The sequence below is a fragment of the Marinobacter sp. AC-23 genome, from assembly GCF_001858325.1.
In the GTDB taxonomy this organism is placed as follows: domain Bacteria; phylum Pseudomonadota; class Gammaproteobacteria; order Pseudomonadales; family Oleiphilaceae; genus Marinobacter.
Genome location: NZ_MBPP01000078.1, coordinates 86,935 through 103,228 on the forward strand (window position 1 = coordinate 86,935; position 16,294 = coordinate 103,228).

A 16,294-nucleotide genomic window follows, 5' to 3' on the forward strand; every position below is an offset into this window, starting at 1 on the left:
GTTGAAGGGCCTACGACCGCGCGGTCACGCGGGAGTTCCTGCCTTGCGTATTATCAGCGACCGTTTAGAGCCTGAACCGGGATACGAGTGTCTGTAACTCGCTGCCAAGCCTGGCGAGTTCGGTGCTGGAACTGGCGGTTTGGTGGGAGGATGCGGCAGACTGATCAGTAACGTCCCGAATGCTGGTGACGTTCTGATTGATCTCTTCCGCCACCGAGGTTTGCTGCTCCGAAGCGGTCGCAATCTGACTGTTGTACTGCTGTATCTCCTCCACAGAGCGAGTGATGCGCTCGATGGATGCGCCCGTTGCTGTGGCTCGTTCGAGAGTACGGGAAGCCAGTGACGCACTGGATTCCATTGCGGATACGGAATTTTTTGCGCTGCTCTGCAAGGTGGTTACCAGCGCTTCTATCTCCTGTGCGGAACTCTGTGTGCGTTGGGCCAATGAACGTACTTCATCCGCAACGACGGCGAAACCGCGCCCTTGTTCGCCGGCCCGGGCAGCTTCAATAGCTGCGTTCAGTGCCAGCAGGTTAGTCTGTTCTGCAACGGATTTAATCACATCCAGAACCGTCCCTATATTTGCGGTTTCCGCTTGCAGGCCTTGAATGATCTCCATGCTCTGGCTTACTTCCTGGGACAGGCTGTTCACTTGATTCACGGTTTCTTTAACCTCGTGTTCGCCCTTCGTCGCTTGGCTGGTGGCATCGGATGCAATCGTAAATGCCTGCTCTGCATTGCGTGCAATGTCGGCAACGGTTGCCGTCATCTCGTTCATCGCGGTAGCAACCTGATCGGTTTCCTGTTTCTGGCGGTTGATCCCGTCGCTGGTTTGGCTTGTGACCGTTGAAAGCTCTTCGGCAGACGCCGCGATGTTGGTGGCGCCAGATTCAATACTCCTGACCAGCTCCCGCAAGCCGCTGACCATGGTCGCAAGGGCCGCCATTAAGCGACCTATCTCATCCTTCCGGCTGTTATCGATATGGACAGACAGATTGCCGGAGGCAACCTCTGAGGCGATTGAAACGGCGTGATTGATGGGGGATGTGATAGCTCTGGTAATCAGGTAAGCCATCAGAATGCCAAGTAGCACTGCTGCAGCGGTTGCACCAAATATCAGGGTGCGGGCTTTCTTGTGGTCGGCTTCCATCTTGCTTACCTGAACTTCCCGAAGACCGTTCGCTGATTCGGTCACACGGCGGGCTGTTGTGACCATGTCCTGTGAAAGCTGCCCGCTGGCTTTGATCAGGTTTACAACGTTCTGAAATTCGTTTGTGTAGGATTCAAGCGCAGCAGTAACCTTTTCTTTTTCTTCCACGTTTATGGACGCCGATTTCAGAGGCCCCTGAATTCGTTTTGCATCCTCAAGGTACGACTTGACACTGCCGGCATCCCGCTCTACCAGGAACTTTCGTTCAGAGCGTCGCATATCTTCAAACATCGCCGACGCAAAAAACAAAGAGCTGTGGGCTTTGAGTGAAGATCCGAGTATCCGAGCTTTGGTTTCAAGACTTTTGAGAGCCTCCTCCCGCTTTGCAGTGTTTAGTTCTACATCGCTCATTAGCGATTGATACTGCTGTATATCAACCTGAATGCCTTCCAGGGTGTTGAGGTCTTCGGTGACGGCCAGTAAAGGCTTGATGCGTTCGGTGATTCCAAGCACTTCTGCACTGTGGGAACGCGATGCCTGTACGTTCTCTGCAGCGCCCGACAGCAAAAAGTTTTTCTCCTCAACTCTCGCTTCTGTGAGGCCTGTATTGACCTGGCCCAGCATGGTTACGATGGTTGAACGCTGGCTGTAGGTTTCTAGCGCTTGACTGCCAATAACACCTACGATAATGGTGAGCAATAATAACAGCGCAAAGCCGCCTGCCAGCTTAGCCCGGATGGACATGTCGCCGAAGAAGGTTGCAAATTTCATAGTGTTCCCTTAGATCTGTGGATCATCGCGATACAATAAAGAGGTGTATCTGTAGCTTTTGTTATAGCTGTATTAAGGATGTTTTCAGGAGCGGATTCCAGCTCTTTACGGTAACAATTGATTACCGAGGCCGGTGAAGCGATTCATAAATGGAGAACTGCGGGGCGAATAGCTATCAGGAAAGTAATGGCCGGGTGCTGACTGCCCAGAACCCGGCTTGGTTGACTACCACATTAGGTCATCGGGGATCTCGTAGCCTGCATACGGATCATCATCACCTAGATCGTCTTCTTTACGGTCGTGCAGAGCAACCACGGCCAATTCGTCGCGTTCTATGATCTTGCGGGCAACACCCTCCGCGACTATCTCATACTGATCATTGACGAACACAATGGCGAGCCGGCCTCGGGAGAGCTGGTCGGCCATGATGTCGTCCACATACAGTTTCTTGATCTTTTTTTCGTGAACGACTGATACGACGTTTCACCCCGGCTACGATCCAGCCGGTTGGTGTCTACCAATTGGCGAATCTGCGCCTTAATGGCTTTTTTCTCGGCTTCTTGCTGGCGTTTAAGGTTCAGCTGACGGTCGTGCTCGGCCTTTTCTTCACGCGCCTGGCGAGCACGCATTTCGGTTTCGTTGACTTGCACAGCACCTTTAGGTTGCTGCTTGCGCTGCTTATGTTTCTCATTGCGAATAGCCTTGGCCTTTTTCTGGTCGGCCAGGCCGGCTTTTAATAGCTGATCCTGCAGGGACGCCATGGGATAACTCCATTAATTGGTCATAAATTCTGGTATTCTATCGCAATAGTATACGCCTCGTGTTTACCTTCTTAACCAGCAATCGCTGATTCCGGGATTTTCTTGTATGCCTTCCTTTAAAGATCTTGAGCTGTCTGCAGCCATGCAGGCCAATCTTGCCCAACTGGGTTTTTCTGAGCCAACTGACATTCAGGCCCGCGCACTGCCGCATTGCTTGGCCGGGCGCGATGTGATCGCCATGGCACAGACAGGCAGTGGTAAAACGGCAGCCTTTGGTATTGGGTTGATCGAAAGCCTCAAGCCGAAGCTGTTTGCGGTCCAGGGCTTGGTGCTGTGCCCGACCCGCGAGCTGGCGGATCAGGTTGCAAAGGCGCTACGGGAAATGGCCCGGGCGCAGGAGAATATAAAAGTCCTCACTCTTTGTGGCGGTGTGTCCATCGGGCCACAAATTGGCTCTTTGGCTCACGGTGCTCATATTGTTGTGGGCACTCCGGGGCGCATCGCTGACCACTTGCGCAAAGGAACACTGGAACTGAAACGGGTCACGACGTTGGTTTTGGATGAGGCAGATCGGATGCTTGATATGGGCTTCCAAGACACAATGGAAGAGATTCTTGGCTATGTCCCAAAACAGCGCCAAACGCTTATGTTTTCGGCTACCTGGCCAGAATCGATCCGCAAGCTCAGTGCAGGTTTTCAGCGGGATCCGGTGGATGTGCGGGCACAAACCCAGAGCGGTAATACGGATATTCAAGAGCTGTTCTACGAAATCCCTGCCCAAGAGCGCACGCGAGCTATCGTCAGTTTGCTGTCTGAGCAGCAGCCAGCCTCATGTCTGGTTTTTGCTCCATGAAGCAACAGTGCGACGAACTGGCGGCAGAGCTGGGTAACCAGGGCTTCTCAGCGCTGGCGCTGCACGGTGACCTTGAACAACGTGAGCGCGATAGCGTACTGGTGCAGTTTGCAAATCAAAGTTGCCAGGTGCTTGTAGCCACAGACGTAGCGGCCCGCGGGTTGGATATTAAGGCGCTGCCACTGGTGATTAACGCCGAACCCGCCCGGGACCCGGAAGTGCACACCCATAGGGTAGGGCGCACAGGGCGTGCAGGTGAGGCAGGGCTGGCGGTTACGTTGTGTAGCCCGGCTCAGGGCCACAAGATCAATCGTCTTGAGAGTGAGCGTGGACGCCCGGTGGCCTGGGGGGATACGGAGATCTTGCTTTCGGTTCCCGCGCAGCCATTGGTGCCTGCGATGAAAACCCTTTGCATTGCCGCTGGGCGTAAGGAAAAGCTCCGGCCGGGTGATGTGCTTGGCGCACTTACCGGCGAAGCGGGGCTCAGTGGTAAATCCGTTGGTAAGATTGATTTGTTTGATTTTCAATGTTTTGTGGCGGTAGAAGCAGGGCAGGTCAGGCGCGCACTGAAGCGCCTTGAAGATGGAAAAATAAAGGGTCGCAAGCTAAGGGTCAGGCTGGTCTGAGAGAGAGGCTAGCGGGCTTTTTTGCGTGCCGGACGTGTCGGGCAACACTCGGAAAGTCCGTATAGTCATTTGCATTTTGGTTGATCACTGGGGGCGAAACCGGTAAATTACGCAGGATTTTGCCTCCCGGTTTACTTCGGCGCGCCATAAGACTTAAGTCTTAGGCATGTCGGTTTCCGGAAAAATCCATAAATCAATAACAGGTAGCTATTCAATATGGATGACCTGATGTCACAAGCCATTGATCTGATGGTTGCGGGTATGGGTTTTGTGTTTGCGTTCCTTATTATTCTGGTATTCGCAACTCTGCTTATGTCCAAACTGCTTACCCGTTTTGCAGCGCCTGAGCCGGTAACCCCGGCCAAATCACCTCGTGCCAAGTCTAAGGCGCCTGTATCAGTTGACCCTGATACGGCAGAGGCGATCAAAAAGGCAATTGCTCAATTCCGGTCGCGCCACAAGAAGTGACCCGATAACCGATTAGATAGAACCTTTAAACAGAAGGCTGACACGATGACTGACACGAAGAAACCGCTGGGGATTACGGACGTTATACTCCGCGACGCCCACCAGTCCCTGCTTGCCACCCGTATGCGGCTTGACGACATGCTGCCCATTGCCGAGAAACTCGACAAAGTCGGTTTCTGGTCTCTGGAATCTTGGGGTGGGGCTACCTTCGACTCCTGCATTCGTTACCTGGGCGAAGATCCCTGGGAGCGTATCCGCGAACTGAAAAAAGTAATGCCCAACACGCCCCAGCAAATGCTGCTGCGCGGCCAGAACCTTCTGGGTTATCGGCATTATGCGGATGATGTGGTCGAGCGGTTCGTTGACCGTGCCGCCGAAAATGGCGTAGACGTATTCCGTATTTTTGACGCCATGAACGACCCCCGCAATCTTGCGACTGCTATCAAGGCCGTCCGTAAAACCGGCAAGCATGCACAGGGTACGATTTCATATACCACCAGCCCGGTGCACACCGTTGAAATGTGGGTTGAGCTGGCAAAAGAAGTTGCAGACATGGGGGCAGACTCCATTGCTATCAAGGACATGGCGGGCATTCTTAAACCGTACGTGGCCTTTGACCTGGTTAGCCGCCTGAAGAAAGAGCTGGATATCCCGATTCACATGCAGTGTCACGCGACTACGGGCATGTCTACCGCCACAGCCCTCAAGGCAGCGGAAGCTGGCATTGATAACGTGGATACGGCCATCTCTTCAATGAGCATGACTTATGGCCATTCGCCCACTGAGGCAATCGTTGCCATCCTTGAAGGTACAGACCGTGATACCGGCCTTGACCTGAATTTGCTTGAAGAAATTGCCAGCTACTTCCGCGAAGTTCGTAAGAAGTACGCCAAGTTTGAAGGTAGCCTTCGTGGTACCGATTCCCGCATCCTGATTGCTCAGGTGCCTGGCGGCATGCTGACCAACATGGAAGGCCAGCTCAAAGAGCAGAACGCTGCGGACAGATTCGATGAAGTACTGGCCGAGATTCCCAAGGTTCGTGAAGATCTGGGGTTCATCCCGCTGGTAACGCCGACCTCCCAGATTGTTGGCACCCAGGCCGTACTGAACGTTCTGACCGGTGAGCGTTATAAGTCCATTTCCAAGGAAACCTCTGCGATCCTGAAGGGTGAATACGGCTCCGCGCCGGCGCCGTTCAATAAGGAGCTGCAAGAGCGGGTTCTGGATGGGAAAGAAGCGATTACTTGCCGCCCAGCCGACAATATTGAACCTGAAATGGACAAGCTGACCGACGAGCTGAAAAAGCTCGCGGACGAGAAAGGTATCAAGCTGGCGGATAACACCGTTGATGACGTTCTGACTTATGCGCTGTTCCCGCAGATTGGCCTGAAATTTTTGGAAAATCGCGGAAACGCCGACGCGTTTGAGCCGGTTCCAACGGCTGCCGATGCAGCGCCTGCCAAGCAGTCCAGTGGCCCGGAAACTTACACCGTTGATGTTAACGGCAAGAAGTTCGTGGTTGCGGTCTCTGAAGGTGGTGAGATTTCCCAGATTCAGGGTGAAGGTGGGGCTTCCACTTCGTCTGAGACTGCGGCGCCAGTTCCGGCTGCGGGAGAAGGCGAACCTGTAGTTGCGCCGCTGGGTGGCAACATTTTCAAAGTGTTGGTTTCACCGGGCGAGGCCGTTGAAGAAGGCGATGTGCTGATCATTTTGGAAGCCATGAAAATGGAAACTGAGATTCGCGCACCAAAGGCCGGCACTGTCGGTGAAGTCTTCATCAAGGTTGGTGACGCCGTCGCTCCTGATGATGAAATGCTGACAATCGCATAAAGGGCCAGCATTCCATGGATAAAATAATGACGTTGTGGACAGGCAGTGGCCTGTTTAATCTATCAATCGGCCAGTTCTTCATGATCTGTGTCGGTTTGCTCCTGCTGTTCCTTGCGATTCGCAAGGGCTTTGAGCCATTGCTACTGATCCCCATCGGGTTTGGTGGCATTTTGGCGAATATCCCGGAGGCTGGGCTCGCCCTGTCTGCCGCAGAAAATGCCATTCATGTCGCGAACCCGGATGCGCTCTTAGCGCTTGCGAGCGTTCTGGATGTAGGCTTCCAGGCGGGTCAGGTGGTCACCCCAGAGGTGCTGGGTACCTTCAAGGAGGCTTATAAGGTCGCAGATTATGCGACGGTTCAGCAGGCCGGTGTTGTTGCTCAGACTCTGGGTTACACCAACGGTATGCTTTACAACTTCTATACGGTTTCGATCGCCAGTGGTGCCGCTCCGTTGATCATCTTCATGGGTGTGGGTGCCATGACGGACTTCGGTCCATTGCTGGCGAACCCTAAAACACTGCTGCTTGGCGCGGCTGCTCAGTTCGGTATTTTCGGTACCGTTATCGGTGCGGCACTGCTCAACTGGAGCGGTGTGATGGATTTCACCATTCTTGAAGCAGCGGCTATTGGTATTATCGGTGGTGCTGACGGCCCGACGTCTATTTACGTGTCGAGCATTCTTGCGCCGCACCTGCTGGGCGCCATCGCGGTTGCTGCCTACTCTTATATGGCTCTGGTTCCGATGATCCAGCCGCCTATTATGAAGGCGTTGACGACCAAGAAAGAGCGTGCGATCAAGATGTCCCAGCTGCGCCCGGTAGCCAAGAAGGAAAAGATCATTTTCCCAATTGTGGTACTGGTTGCAACTGCGCTGTTCCTGCCGGATGCAGCGCCGTTGTTGGGTATGTTCTGCTTCGGTAACCTGATGCGTGAATGTGGTGTGGTGGAGCGTTTGAGTGACACCTCCCAGAACGCGCTAATCAATATTGTGACCATTTTCCTTGGTCTCTCCGTTGGTTCCAAGCTGGGTGCAGACAAGTTCCTGGATCTGCAAACTCTGGGCATTCTGTTGCTGGGTATGGCGGCCTTCTGTGTGGGCACCGCCTGTGGTGTTCTGATGGCAAAGCTGATGAACAAGCTAACCAAGGAGCAAATCAACCCGTTGATTGGTTCTGCGGGTGTATCTGCGGTGCCAATGGCCGCGCGGGTGTCCAACAAGGTTGGTCTTGAGGCGAATCCGCAGAACTTCCTGCTGATGCATGCCATGGGGCCGAACGTTGCTGGCGTTATTGGTTCGGCTGTTGCTGCGGGTGTGATGATCAAGCTGCTTAGCTGATCGTTTCTTCGTAGTGCTTAAAACCCCGTCCTGCTTTGGCTTGGCGGGGTTTTTTGTTTCCAGTAGCCGCCATGAGCACCTCGTGCCGATTGCGATGAAAACTCAGGTAAGCGGTGGAAGTGAGCGAGCGTATCTGATCCAATTGTTGCCTGATCCTGCCGGCTAAGTGAAGGAATACATGACACTGTTTGAAATCGTCGCCACCCTATTAAGTCTCTCCGCGTTGTTCAGTTATATAAATGCCCGGTTTATCGGTCTACCAACGAGTATCGCAGTGATGGCATTTTCGCTGGTGTTCTCGTTGGTTCTGGTCGGCATTAACTATTTGGGCGGGCAGGATTTGACCCGTTGGGCAGAGCAGCTGATTGCGCAGGTTGATTTGAGTGAAACATTGCTGAATGGCCTATTGAGCTTCTTGTTGTTTGCCGGTGCTCTACACGTAAATCTCGACGATCTGGCCGACCAGAAATGGCTGGTGGCTCTACTGGCGACCCTGGCGTAGTCGTCACCACATTCCTGGTGGGATGTGCCATGTGGGTGGTGCTGGGCTGGCTCACTATTCCGCTGCCATTTATCTACTGCCTGCTTTTTGGCGCCGTGGTGGCGCCCACCGACCCGGTCGCGGTATTGGCCATTCTTAAATCGGTAGACACCCCAAAGGCGTTGTCTACCAAAATTGCGGGGGAGTCTCTGTTTAATGATGGTGTCGCGGTGGTTATGTTTATCGCCATTTTGGGCATTGCACAGGGAGACAGAGAGGCGACGTTTCAGGGTATTGGCTTGCTGTTTTTAGAGGAAGTAGTAGGTGGGTTGGTGTTGGGGTTTGTTCTGGGGTGGGTGGGGTATTACCTGCTGCGTGAGCTCGACAATTACCAGGTCGAAATTCTGGTTACCATTGCCTTGGTAGCCGGGGGTTACGCGCTCGCCAGTCGTTTGCATATGTCCGGCCCATTGGCTGTGGTGGTCGCGGGATTAATGATTGGCAACCACGGTCGGCGATACGCCATGTCGGAAAAAACTGAGCAACAGCTGGATACGTTCTGGGAATTAATCGATGAGGTGCTGAACGCGGTTCTGTTTTTGCTGATTGGTCTGGAAATTCTGATCGTCACCTTTGAGTTGCCGGTACTGCTGGCCGGACTTGCAGCGATTCCGCTGGTGCTTCTGGCGCGGCTGGTGGCGGTGGGTGTTCCGGTGATGGCGTTAAAACCATTCCAGGAACATACCTCAAGCTCCATTCTGGCACTAACATGGGGTGGCCTCAAAGGTGGCATCTCCGTTGCGCTGGCATTGACGTTACCCGCAGGCCCCGAGCGGGACCTGATTTTGCCGATGGCCTACGCGGTGGTGGTATTTTCCATCCTGTTTCAGGGCTTGACGGTGAAACGGTTTTTGGGGCGTGCGGCGCCAGAATAGCTGGTTGGCACCACCGACTGTTAGGGAACACGACGATTTAATCGCTCAAAATCTCGTTAACTAATCAGCGCTGCCCTAATGAAAATCTCGAGAGCTGATCGGGAGTGCTTTTATGAGGTGACTCAGATCCGAGAGTTTTCCTGCCATGATATGAACAATTTCCCCCTCCCTTTCCAGAATACCTTTCACGTGCAATAGCCGTGCGGTAAGCAACGGCTTTCTTTGCCGGCGAGCGGTTTCCAGCCAGACAACGACGTTTACGTTGCCAGTTTCGTCTTCCAGGGTTACGAAGGTAACGCCGGAGGCGGAGCCAGGGCGTTGGCGGCCGGTTACCAGGCCGGCTACCTGTACCGGGAGACCGGCTTTGGTGGTTTTGAGCTGCTCGGCGCTGAGGCAAAACTGTAAATGGCCCTGTTCTTTGAGTAGGGCCAGCGGGTGGCGTTGAAGGGTTAGGCCTTGACTTGCGTAGTCGGCGAGCAGGTTCTGACCTTCGGTGGGTTCTGGTAGCTGACTACAGATTTCCAGCTCGTAGTTTTCGTCGTCTTCTGCCGCGGCAAAAAGCTCGGTGGGCTTTTCGTGGTCTAGCAGTTGCCAATAGGCTTGATGGCGGTTGGTAGCGAAGGCCGGCATGGCGTTGGCACCGGCCAGCAGTTCCATTTCGCGTTGGTTGAGATCTGCCAGGCGGCGCAGCTCGGCGGAGGATTTGTAGCCGGCTTCTGGGCGGTATTGGTGCAGGCGTTCGGCGGCGCTTGCCGGGAAGCCCGGATGATTCTCAGGCCCAGACGCAATTGGTGGTCAGGGCCTTCTAAAGTGTGCTCCCATTGGCTGCTGTTTATGTCTGGTGGTAGTGCGACAACGTTATGGCGTTGTGCGTCCTGTACCAGTTGCGACGGGGAGTAGAACCCCATGGGCTGGCTGTTGAGCAGGGCGCAGTAGAAGGCTTCAGGGTAGTGACATTTAATCCAGGCGGATACATAAACAAGTAAGGCAAAACTGGCTGCATGGGATTCGGGGAAACCATAGCCACCAAAGCCACAGATCTGTAGATATAGCGTTCAGCAAAGTCGGCATTGTGGCCGCGCTCGAGCATGCCGGTGATGAGTTTTTCCCGGAATTGCGTCATGTCGCCGTGGGATTTCCAGGCAGCCATGGCGCGGCGGAGTTGGTCGGCTTCGCCAGCTGTGAAGCCGGCAGCGACCATGGCGAGTTTGATAACCTGTTCCTGGAAAATAGGCACGCCCAACGTGCGCTCGAGTACGCCACGGATGGCATCGTTGGGGTAATTTACTGGCTCCAGCCCGTGTTTCCGGCGTAGGTAAGGGTGCACCATGTCGCCCTGAATGGGGCCTGGGCGAACGATGGCCACTTCAATCACCAGGTCGTAATAGGTTTCGGGTTTCAACCTGGGTAGCATGTTGATTTGGGCACGGGATTCCACCTGAAACACGCCAATGCTGTCGCCTTTTTGCAGCATGTTGTAGGTGGCCCGATCTTCCTGGGGAATGTCCTGCATGCTGAAGGGTCGGCCTTCCTGTTTGCTGATCAGTTCCAGCGCTTTGCGAATGGCGGTGAGCATGCCCAGTGCGAGGACGTCCACTTTCATCAACCCCAGGCTTTCCAGATCGTCTTTGTCCCATTGGATAACGGTGCGATCGGCCATGGCGGCGTTTTCTACGGGCACCAGTTCACTCAAAGGGCCCGAGCTGATCACGAAGCCACCCACGTGCTGGGATAGATGGCGGGGAAAACCGAGCAGGGTGTTCACCAGGGCAAAGAACTGGTCGGCCACCTTCGGGTTGCGGGTCAGGCGTTTATCTAGAATCTGCTGACGCCAGTTGGTGTCTTTGTCGCGCCAGTCGATGCCTTCCAGCAGCTGTTCCACCAGTGCTGGGTCAAACCCGAGCGCCTTGCCAACGTCGCGGATGGCGCTGCGAGGGCGGTAGCGGATAACCGTTGCTGCCAGTGCGGCCCGCTCCCGACTGTAACGCCGATAGATATACTGGATGACTTCTTCCCGGCGTTCGTGTTCAAAATCCACGTCTATATCCGGTGGCTCGTTTCTGTCTTTGGATATAAAACGCTCGAACAGAAGATCTACCTGGGCGGGATTTACTTCAGTAATACCAAGGCAATAACACACTGCAGAGTTGGCGGCAGAACCCCGGCCTTGGCAGAGAATGCGGCGGCTGCGGGCAAAGGCAACAATGTCGTGGATGGTGAGAAAGTAGTGCTCGTATTTCATCTCTGAAATCAGCCCCAGCTCTTTGCGGATCAAGGCTTGAACTGACAGAGGCGTACCTTCGGGATAACGCTGTTTTTCGCCCGCTTGTGTCAGCCGCTTCAGGTAATCGACGGGGGTTTCTCCCTTTGGCACAAGATCCGGGGGGTATTCGTAACGCAGGCTGCCAGGCTCAAAGGTGCACTGTTGAGCAATGTGCAAAGATTCTTGCAGCCAGGCTTCGGGAAACAGTCTTTGCAGTACCCTGAGTGGTCGCAAGTAGCGCTCGCCGTTCTGAAACAGGCAGTGGCCGGCATTTTCCAGGCTGGTGTGATTGCGCAGGGCGGCGAGTACATCCTGCAGTGGCTGACGTTCCCGGCTGTGCATATGAACATCGCCGGTGGCTGTAATCGGGCAGCGCAGATGTTCAGATAGCCAGCGAGCTCTGGCCAGTTTTCGTTCTTCACCAGATTCCAAAGTGCGGGCGGTGGCAATCCAGAGGCGGTGTTCAAACAACCGAAGTAGCCATCCGCCACAGGCCAGAGCCTGATCCGCATCGGCTTCGACCGGTGAGGGCGGTAGCCACAGGCACAGGCAGTCATCCAGGGTATGGGTTTCCATGTCGCCATGGAAAAGCTGGTATTGCCCTTTTTCCGCTCGCCGGCGAGCGATGGTTATAAGCTGACAAAGCTGGCCATAGCCTTGCGGGTTCGGGCCAGAAGAATAAATTTGGGTACGCTGGCATCTGGAGGAGAGCTGTCCAGCTCAAACCAACTCCCGGTAATCAGCTTTACAGGGCCTCCTTTCAATGCCGCCCAAGCCCGGGGGATGCCCGCTACCGAGCAGGCATCGGTAATCGCCAGCGCGGTATACCCAAGCTCTGCTGCGCGCTCCGCAAGCTCACGGGGGTGAGACGCCCCGGTCAGAAAAGTGAAGTTGCTGAAGCAGGACAACTCGGCGTAAGAAGGCTCACTCATTAGCCAAACCATCCGTGTACAAACCAGCCTTCACGCACATCCCGGAACACCCAGGCCAGCTGGCCGCTATTCAATTGGGCAATGTAATAATCCCGGTGTACTCGTTGGCCATCCCACCAACCACCGCTGATCCGTTCCGGGCCGGTAAACCAGGCCCGTGGGGTTTCTGTAAGAGGTTGCGGTCCGCTCAGAAGCCACAAGGGGCGCCGGGGCAGTTGGCCGGTTGTTGCTGCCATGGTACGTTTTGTTCGCCGCACTTCTGAGGCGCTCCAAGCCCGCTCGGGCCGGTGGTCTTTTCGGGGTGCGAGCTGCTTCAGTGCGTTGTCTCCAAGCCTTGCCTGAAGGCGGCTCATCAGGGTGTGCCAGGCTTCGTCCAAGTCCTGGCTTTCGCCCAACAGGTCTTGTCCACCGGGCGCTTCCCGCCCAAGAAACCGTTTAACGGTCAGGCGCAGTGATACAACGGGAGCTTGCAGTGGCTGTTGCTCAAGTCGCAGGCTGATCAGGCTGAGAAATGCTTCCGCCCGGTGTTCCGGGCCGGATGTACGGATGCGCAAGCGTGTGGGTTCTGCATTCCGGTGTTGGAGTACCAGTAGTAGGCAGTCGGTATCTTGCTGGCGCCAGCACAGGTCTTTTTCCAGTTCAGAGAGTATGCGTTGCAATGGAAATAACAGCCCCTGTGACTGCTCAATGTCCTGCACAAAATCTGCCTGCTGTCGGAAGTAGTGAGGTGGTTGCCAGGGTGCTTGCGGGTCCGGCCTGGAACCCTGAATTTTCTGAATATACGCCAAGGTTTCCGGAGACAACCTGCGCGCCATCTCTGCCGGTGGTAAGTTGAACACCTCCCCCAGCGTGTTCAGGCCAAGCCGCTGCAGGCGGGAGCAGGTGCGCCCGTCAAACTCCGCAGCCAACAGAGGCATTTTGCCCAGAGTGTGAAGAATATGGCTGTTGTCGTATGTGGGCTCCCCCTTGCCGTTACGCGCAATCAGGCGTGCGGCCAAGGGTGTGTGGCCAAGGGCGGGCCAGGCAGTAAGCTGGCGTTCATGTAGCACGCCTTCCAGCGTTTTCCAGACTGCCGGAAGACCCCCGTACAATCGTTGCAAGCTGCCGACCTCTGCCAGCAAACCGTTTGGCGGAACCAGAACAATGTGAGCCGCATAGCGGTATAGCCAGCGGGCTTGATCCTCCAGGATTCGAGCTTCCTGCTGCTGGTCGGCTCTTACTATGCCCAAATCCGGCGCCAGGCTAACGGCCGTTTTCAGGCGCATACCAGCGCCCACACCCAACCCCCGGGCAGCCGGGCAGGCCTGTATTACTTTCTGCCCGGAGCCCTCTACAATCACCAGCGCAGCCACGTTTTCACCGGAGCGGCGAATGTGATCCAGTAGTAGGTGAGGGAAATGCAGATACAGCCAAAGCATAAAGATTACCGAGTTGATGCGGGCCAAGGGCCCTGCACCACGCGTGGCGCTTCACGAGGAGACAGGCCTGCTCGGTGAACCATGGCAAGGGAGCAGCGCTGGCCGGGCCAACTGCCGCGACGTTTCACTACGTTTACTTTCAAGCCCTGCTGGTCGTCCGGCTCCAGCTCAAGGCGTAGGGCGGCGGGGGAGTTTTGTTCGGCGTAGTGGCGCTCACGAAAAAGCACGCAGACATTGCTGCCGGCCTCGGCCGCTAACTGCAATCGCCGGATTTCGCGGGCCGCCAGTTTTCCAGGCCAGGCGATTACCAGGCCGGTGACCGGAGAGCGCAGGCAGTTTTCCAATGTCCACAAAAAATCGCCTTTGTCGTTTGTGTGGATCATGATCACCTGGTCCAGGTTGATCTCTTCCCTGGCCAGGGCTGGAGCGTAAGGCGTGTGCGGTGGGTTAAGCCAGAATACGGTTTTACCTGCCTGTGACAGCCTTTGCATCAGGGGCATTAACAGTGACAATTCGCCAATGCCGGGGGCGTCCAGCAAGCATTCGCTTAAGGCCCTCGGGGCCAGCCGATGCCTCCGAGTTGGTTGTCCAGGGCCTGGTAGCCAGTAGGCTCTGCCGGTTGAGTGGTTTTGTTGTGCTTGTGCCCCTGCCAAACACGGGCATCCTGCATTAGCGTGTTAAGGATCTCGCTCATGATGAAATCTCAGAATACTGTTTAAATATACAGTATTCTTAAGAAGGGCTGATTTCAAGAAGCTGGTTGATTAAATGAGTAACCGAGTTCACCTTGTACTATGTGCAAAGGCAGAAAATTCGGATATCAGCTCGGAGATTGTGCATGAGTGGACTGACTGAACAGCACTGTGAAGCGTGTAGCTCGGACGCCCCCAAGGTAACCGATGAAGAGAAGCGCACACTGCACAAAGACGTCCAGGATTGGGATGTTCTTACAGTGGGCGGTGAAGAGCAGCTACACAAAACGTTTAAATTCAAGAATTTCGCCCAGGCTTTGGCGTTTACCAACAGGGTTGGAGCACTGGCCGATACTGAGAATCACCACCCGGCCATCCTGCTGGAATACGGGAAGGTCACCATACGCTGGTGGACCCACGCAATTGGTGGGCTGCACAAAAATGATTTTATCATGCAGCAAGAACGGACTCTGCTTACCACTGATCCTCTTTTTTTTCCTGCGCCTCAAGCTCCGCCTTGCGCTTGCGAACTTTGTCTATCTTTTCTTTCGGGATATACATCTTGCCGGCCGATTTTCGCAGCATTAAAAGGCTGCCTGCAACCAGAGCCACGGCAGCGAGCAGAAAAATCCATCCTATCATTGGCATACGTCAAGCTCCCTTGTTGTTGGGATGGTTTTCTTTATAGTGGAGTATTCCCGTTAGATTGGTGGAACATTCCATCTCTTACCAATCATTATGGCAGTGTCTGCCGAAAACAGGAGCGCTATCTGGTGGCAAAGCTATTACAGGTCGATTTTCCATTCGCTGGCCCGTTTAAGATTTTAGTTTCAGCATAGACAGATTCATCATCAAAAAAAGAGCAATCAAGGAGCCCAAAAGTATGAGTGATTCCAGCTATATCCCGCCCAAAGTCTGGACATGGGAATCAGCTAGCGGTGGCGCTTTTTCAAATATTAATCGCCCCATTGCAGGCCCTACTCATGAGAAAGAACTGCCGGTTGGCAAGCATCCTTTTCAGCTCTATTCGCTGGCTACGCCAAACGGTGTGAAAGCCACGGTAATGCTAGAAGAATTGCTGGAACTGGGCATTAGTGAGGCTGAATACGATGCTTGGTTGATCCGCATTAACGAAGGCGAGCAATTCGGTAGCGGGTTTGTGGACGTTAACCCTAACTCCAAGATTCCGGCGCTGTTTGACCATTCTCAAACTCCTGCTGTTCGGGTGTTTGAGTCGGGCTCCATTTTGCTCTACCTGGCAGAAAAGTTTGATAAATTTCTGCCATCGGATATTGCTGGTCGTACCGAGACGCTTAACTGGTTGTTCTGGCAGATGGGCAGTGCGGCATTTGTGGGCGGCGGCTTCGGACACTTCTTTGCCTATGCACCCGAGAAGTATGAGTACCCGATTAACCGCTACACCATGGAAGTTAAGCGGCAGCTAGATGTGCTGGATCGCCAGTTGGCTAATAACCGGTATGTTGCTGGCAACGAGTACACCATTGCAGATATGGCGATCTGGCCTTGGTATGGCGCGCTGGTAACCAACAAGGTTTATGACGCGGCCGAGTTTCTTGAAGCACACACTTATACCCATGTGATGCGTTGGGCTTTGGAGCTTAAAGAACGGCCGGCTGTTCAGCGTGGGCGAATGGTGAACCGCGCTTGGGGCGAGCCTGCAAGCCAGCTTCATGAGCGCCACGACGCGAGCGATTTTGAAAACAAAACTCAGGACAAGCTTGCCGGAACCACTGACGACTCCTGATTTATCAACTTT

At 54.5% G+C, this 16,294-nt stretch carries 9 protein-coding genes and 5 pseudogenes; 7 read left to right on the forward strand and 7 right to left on the reverse strand.

Going from position 1 to position 16,294, the window contains the following annotated elements; genetic code table 11:
* Window positions 1–64 precede the first annotated feature (64 nt).
* Together BCA33_RS18520 and BCA33_RS18525 are read right to left on the reverse strand one after the other, a co-directional pair.
* On the reverse strand, window positions 65–1,921 hold the full coding sequence (locus BCA33_RS18520) for a methyl-accepting chemotaxis protein (RefSeq protein ID WP_071268161.1): 1,857 nt from the start codon (window positions 1,919–1,921) through the stop codon (window positions 65–67).
* 225 nt (window positions 1,922–2,146) lie between these two features.
* A pseudogene (locus BCA33_RS18525) lies at window positions 2,147–2,682 on the reverse strand (DUF2058 domain-containing protein).
* Window positions 2,683–2,788: 106 nt separating this feature from the next.
* Between BCA33_RS18525 and dbpA the strand changes: the two are divergent.
* From dbpA to BCA33_RS18550, 5 genes and pseudogenes are all read left to right on the forward strand, one after another.
* A pseudogene (gene dbpA, locus BCA33_RS18530) lies at window positions 2,789–4,161 on the forward strand (ATP-dependent RNA helicase DbpA).
* 216 nt (window positions 4,162–4,377) lie between these two features.
* Window positions 4,378–4,629, forward strand: coding sequence for an OadG family protein (locus tag BCA33_RS18535; protein ID WP_071268163.1), 252 nt, complete (start codon window positions 4,378–4,380; stop codon window positions 4,627–4,629).
* Window positions 4,630–4,674: 45 nt separating this feature from the next.
* The gene (oadA, locus tag BCA33_RS18540; protein WP_071268165.1) at window positions 4,675–6,459 is read left to right on the forward strand and encodes a sodium-extruding oxaloacetate decarboxylase subunit alpha; all 1,785 of its coding nucleotides are present in this window, start codon (window positions 4,675–4,677) and stop codon (window positions 6,457–6,459) included.
* A 26-nt stretch (window positions 6,460–6,485) separates the two neighbouring features.
* Complete coding sequence (locus BCA33_RS18545) at window positions 6,486–7,796, forward strand: sodium ion-translocating decarboxylase subunit beta (RefSeq protein ID WP_071268167.1); 1,311 nt, start codon at window positions 6,486–6,488, stop codon at window positions 7,794–7,796.
* A 178-nt stretch (window positions 7,797–7,974) separates the two neighbouring features.
* Window positions 7,975–9,212: pseudogene (locus BCA33_RS18550) on the forward strand (cation:proton antiporter).
* Window positions 9,213–9,287: 75 nt separating this feature from the next.
* Here BCA33_RS18550 and BCA33_RS18555 read toward each other — a convergent pair.
* From BCA33_RS18555 to BCA33_RS22395, 4 genes and pseudogenes are all read right to left on the reverse strand, one after another.
* A pseudogene (locus BCA33_RS18555) lies at window positions 9,288–12,407 on the reverse strand (error-prone DNA polymerase).
* Window positions 12,407–13,825, reverse strand: coding sequence for a DNA polymerase Y family protein (locus BCA33_RS18560; protein ID WP_071268262.1), 1,419 nt, complete (start codon window positions 13,823–13,825; stop codon window positions 12,407–12,409). The pseudogene BCA33_RS18555 and the gene BCA33_RS18560 overlap by 1 nt, the downstream one beginning before the upstream one ends.
* A gap of 5 nt (window positions 13,826–13,830) precedes the next feature.
* Window positions 13,831–14,364 (reverse strand): translesion DNA synthesis-associated protein ImuA, encoded by a 534-nt coding sequence (imuA, locus tag BCA33_RS18565; protein ID WP_254774612.1) that lies wholly within the window; start codon window positions 14,362–14,364, stop codon window positions 13,831–13,833.
* Window positions 14,365–14,372: 8 nt separating this feature from the next.
* A complete protein-coding gene (locus BCA33_RS22395; RefSeq protein WP_254774613.1) occupies window positions 14,373–14,519 on the reverse strand; it encodes a hypothetical protein in 147 nt (48 codons plus the stop codon).
* A gap of 144 nt (window positions 14,520–14,663) precedes the next feature.
* Here BCA33_RS22395 and BCA33_RS22400 point away from each other — a divergent pair.
* Window positions 14,664–14,918: pseudogene (locus tag BCA33_RS22400) on the forward strand (4a-hydroxytetrahydrobiopterin dehydratase); the annotation flags it as partial.
* Window positions 14,919–14,991: 73 nt separating this feature from the next.
* Here the strand turns inward: BCA33_RS22400 and BCA33_RS22405 are convergent.
* Window positions 14,992–15,165 (reverse strand): DUF2897 family protein, encoded by a 174-nt coding sequence (locus BCA33_RS22405; protein WP_071268171.1) that lies wholly within the window; start codon window positions 15,163–15,165, stop codon window positions 14,992–14,994.
* 235 nt (window positions 15,166–15,400) lie between these two features.
* On the opposite strand from BCA33_RS22405, the gene yghU reads away from it, so the two are divergent.
* Window positions 15,401–16,282, forward strand: coding sequence for a glutathione-dependent disulfide-bond oxidoreductase (gene yghU / locus BCA33_RS18580; protein WP_071268173.1), 882 nt, complete (start codon window positions 15,401–15,403; stop codon window positions 16,280–16,282).
* Window positions 16,283–16,294 lie beyond the last annotated feature (12 nt).

Excerpts from the sequence above, each read along its gene's own strand:
- BCA33_RS18535 (WP_071268163.1), top strand. The coding sequence starts at position 4,378 with ATGGATGACCTGATGTCACAAGCCATTGATCTGATGGTTGCGGGTATG.
- BCA33_RS22405 (WP_071268171.1), bottom strand. The coding sequence starts at position 15,165 with ATGCCAATGATAGGATGGATTTTTCTGCTCGCTGCCGTGGCTCTGGTT.
- oadA (WP_071268165.1), top strand. The coding sequence starts at position 4,675 with ATGACTGACACGAAGAAACCGCTGGGGATTACGGACGTTATACTCCGC.
- BCA33_RS22395 (WP_254774613.1), bottom strand. The coding sequence starts at position 14,519 with ATGAGCGAGATCCTTAACACGCTAATGCAGGATGCCCGTGTTTGGCAG.
- BCA33_RS18560 (WP_071268262.1), bottom strand. The coding sequence starts at position 13,825 with ATGCTTTGGCTGTATCTGCATTTCCCTCACCTACTACTGGATCACATT.
- BCA33_RS18545 (WP_071268167.1), top strand. The coding sequence starts at position 6,486 with ATGACGTTGTGGACAGGCAGTGGCCTGTTTAATCTATCAATCGGCCAG.
- yghU (WP_071268173.1), top strand. The coding sequence starts at position 15,401 with ATGAGTGATTCCAGCTATATCCCGCCCAAAGTCTGGACATGGGAATCA.
- BCA33_RS18520 (WP_071268161.1), bottom strand. The coding sequence starts at position 1,921 with ATGAAATTTGCAACCTTCTTCGGCGACATGTCCATCCGGGCTAAGCTG.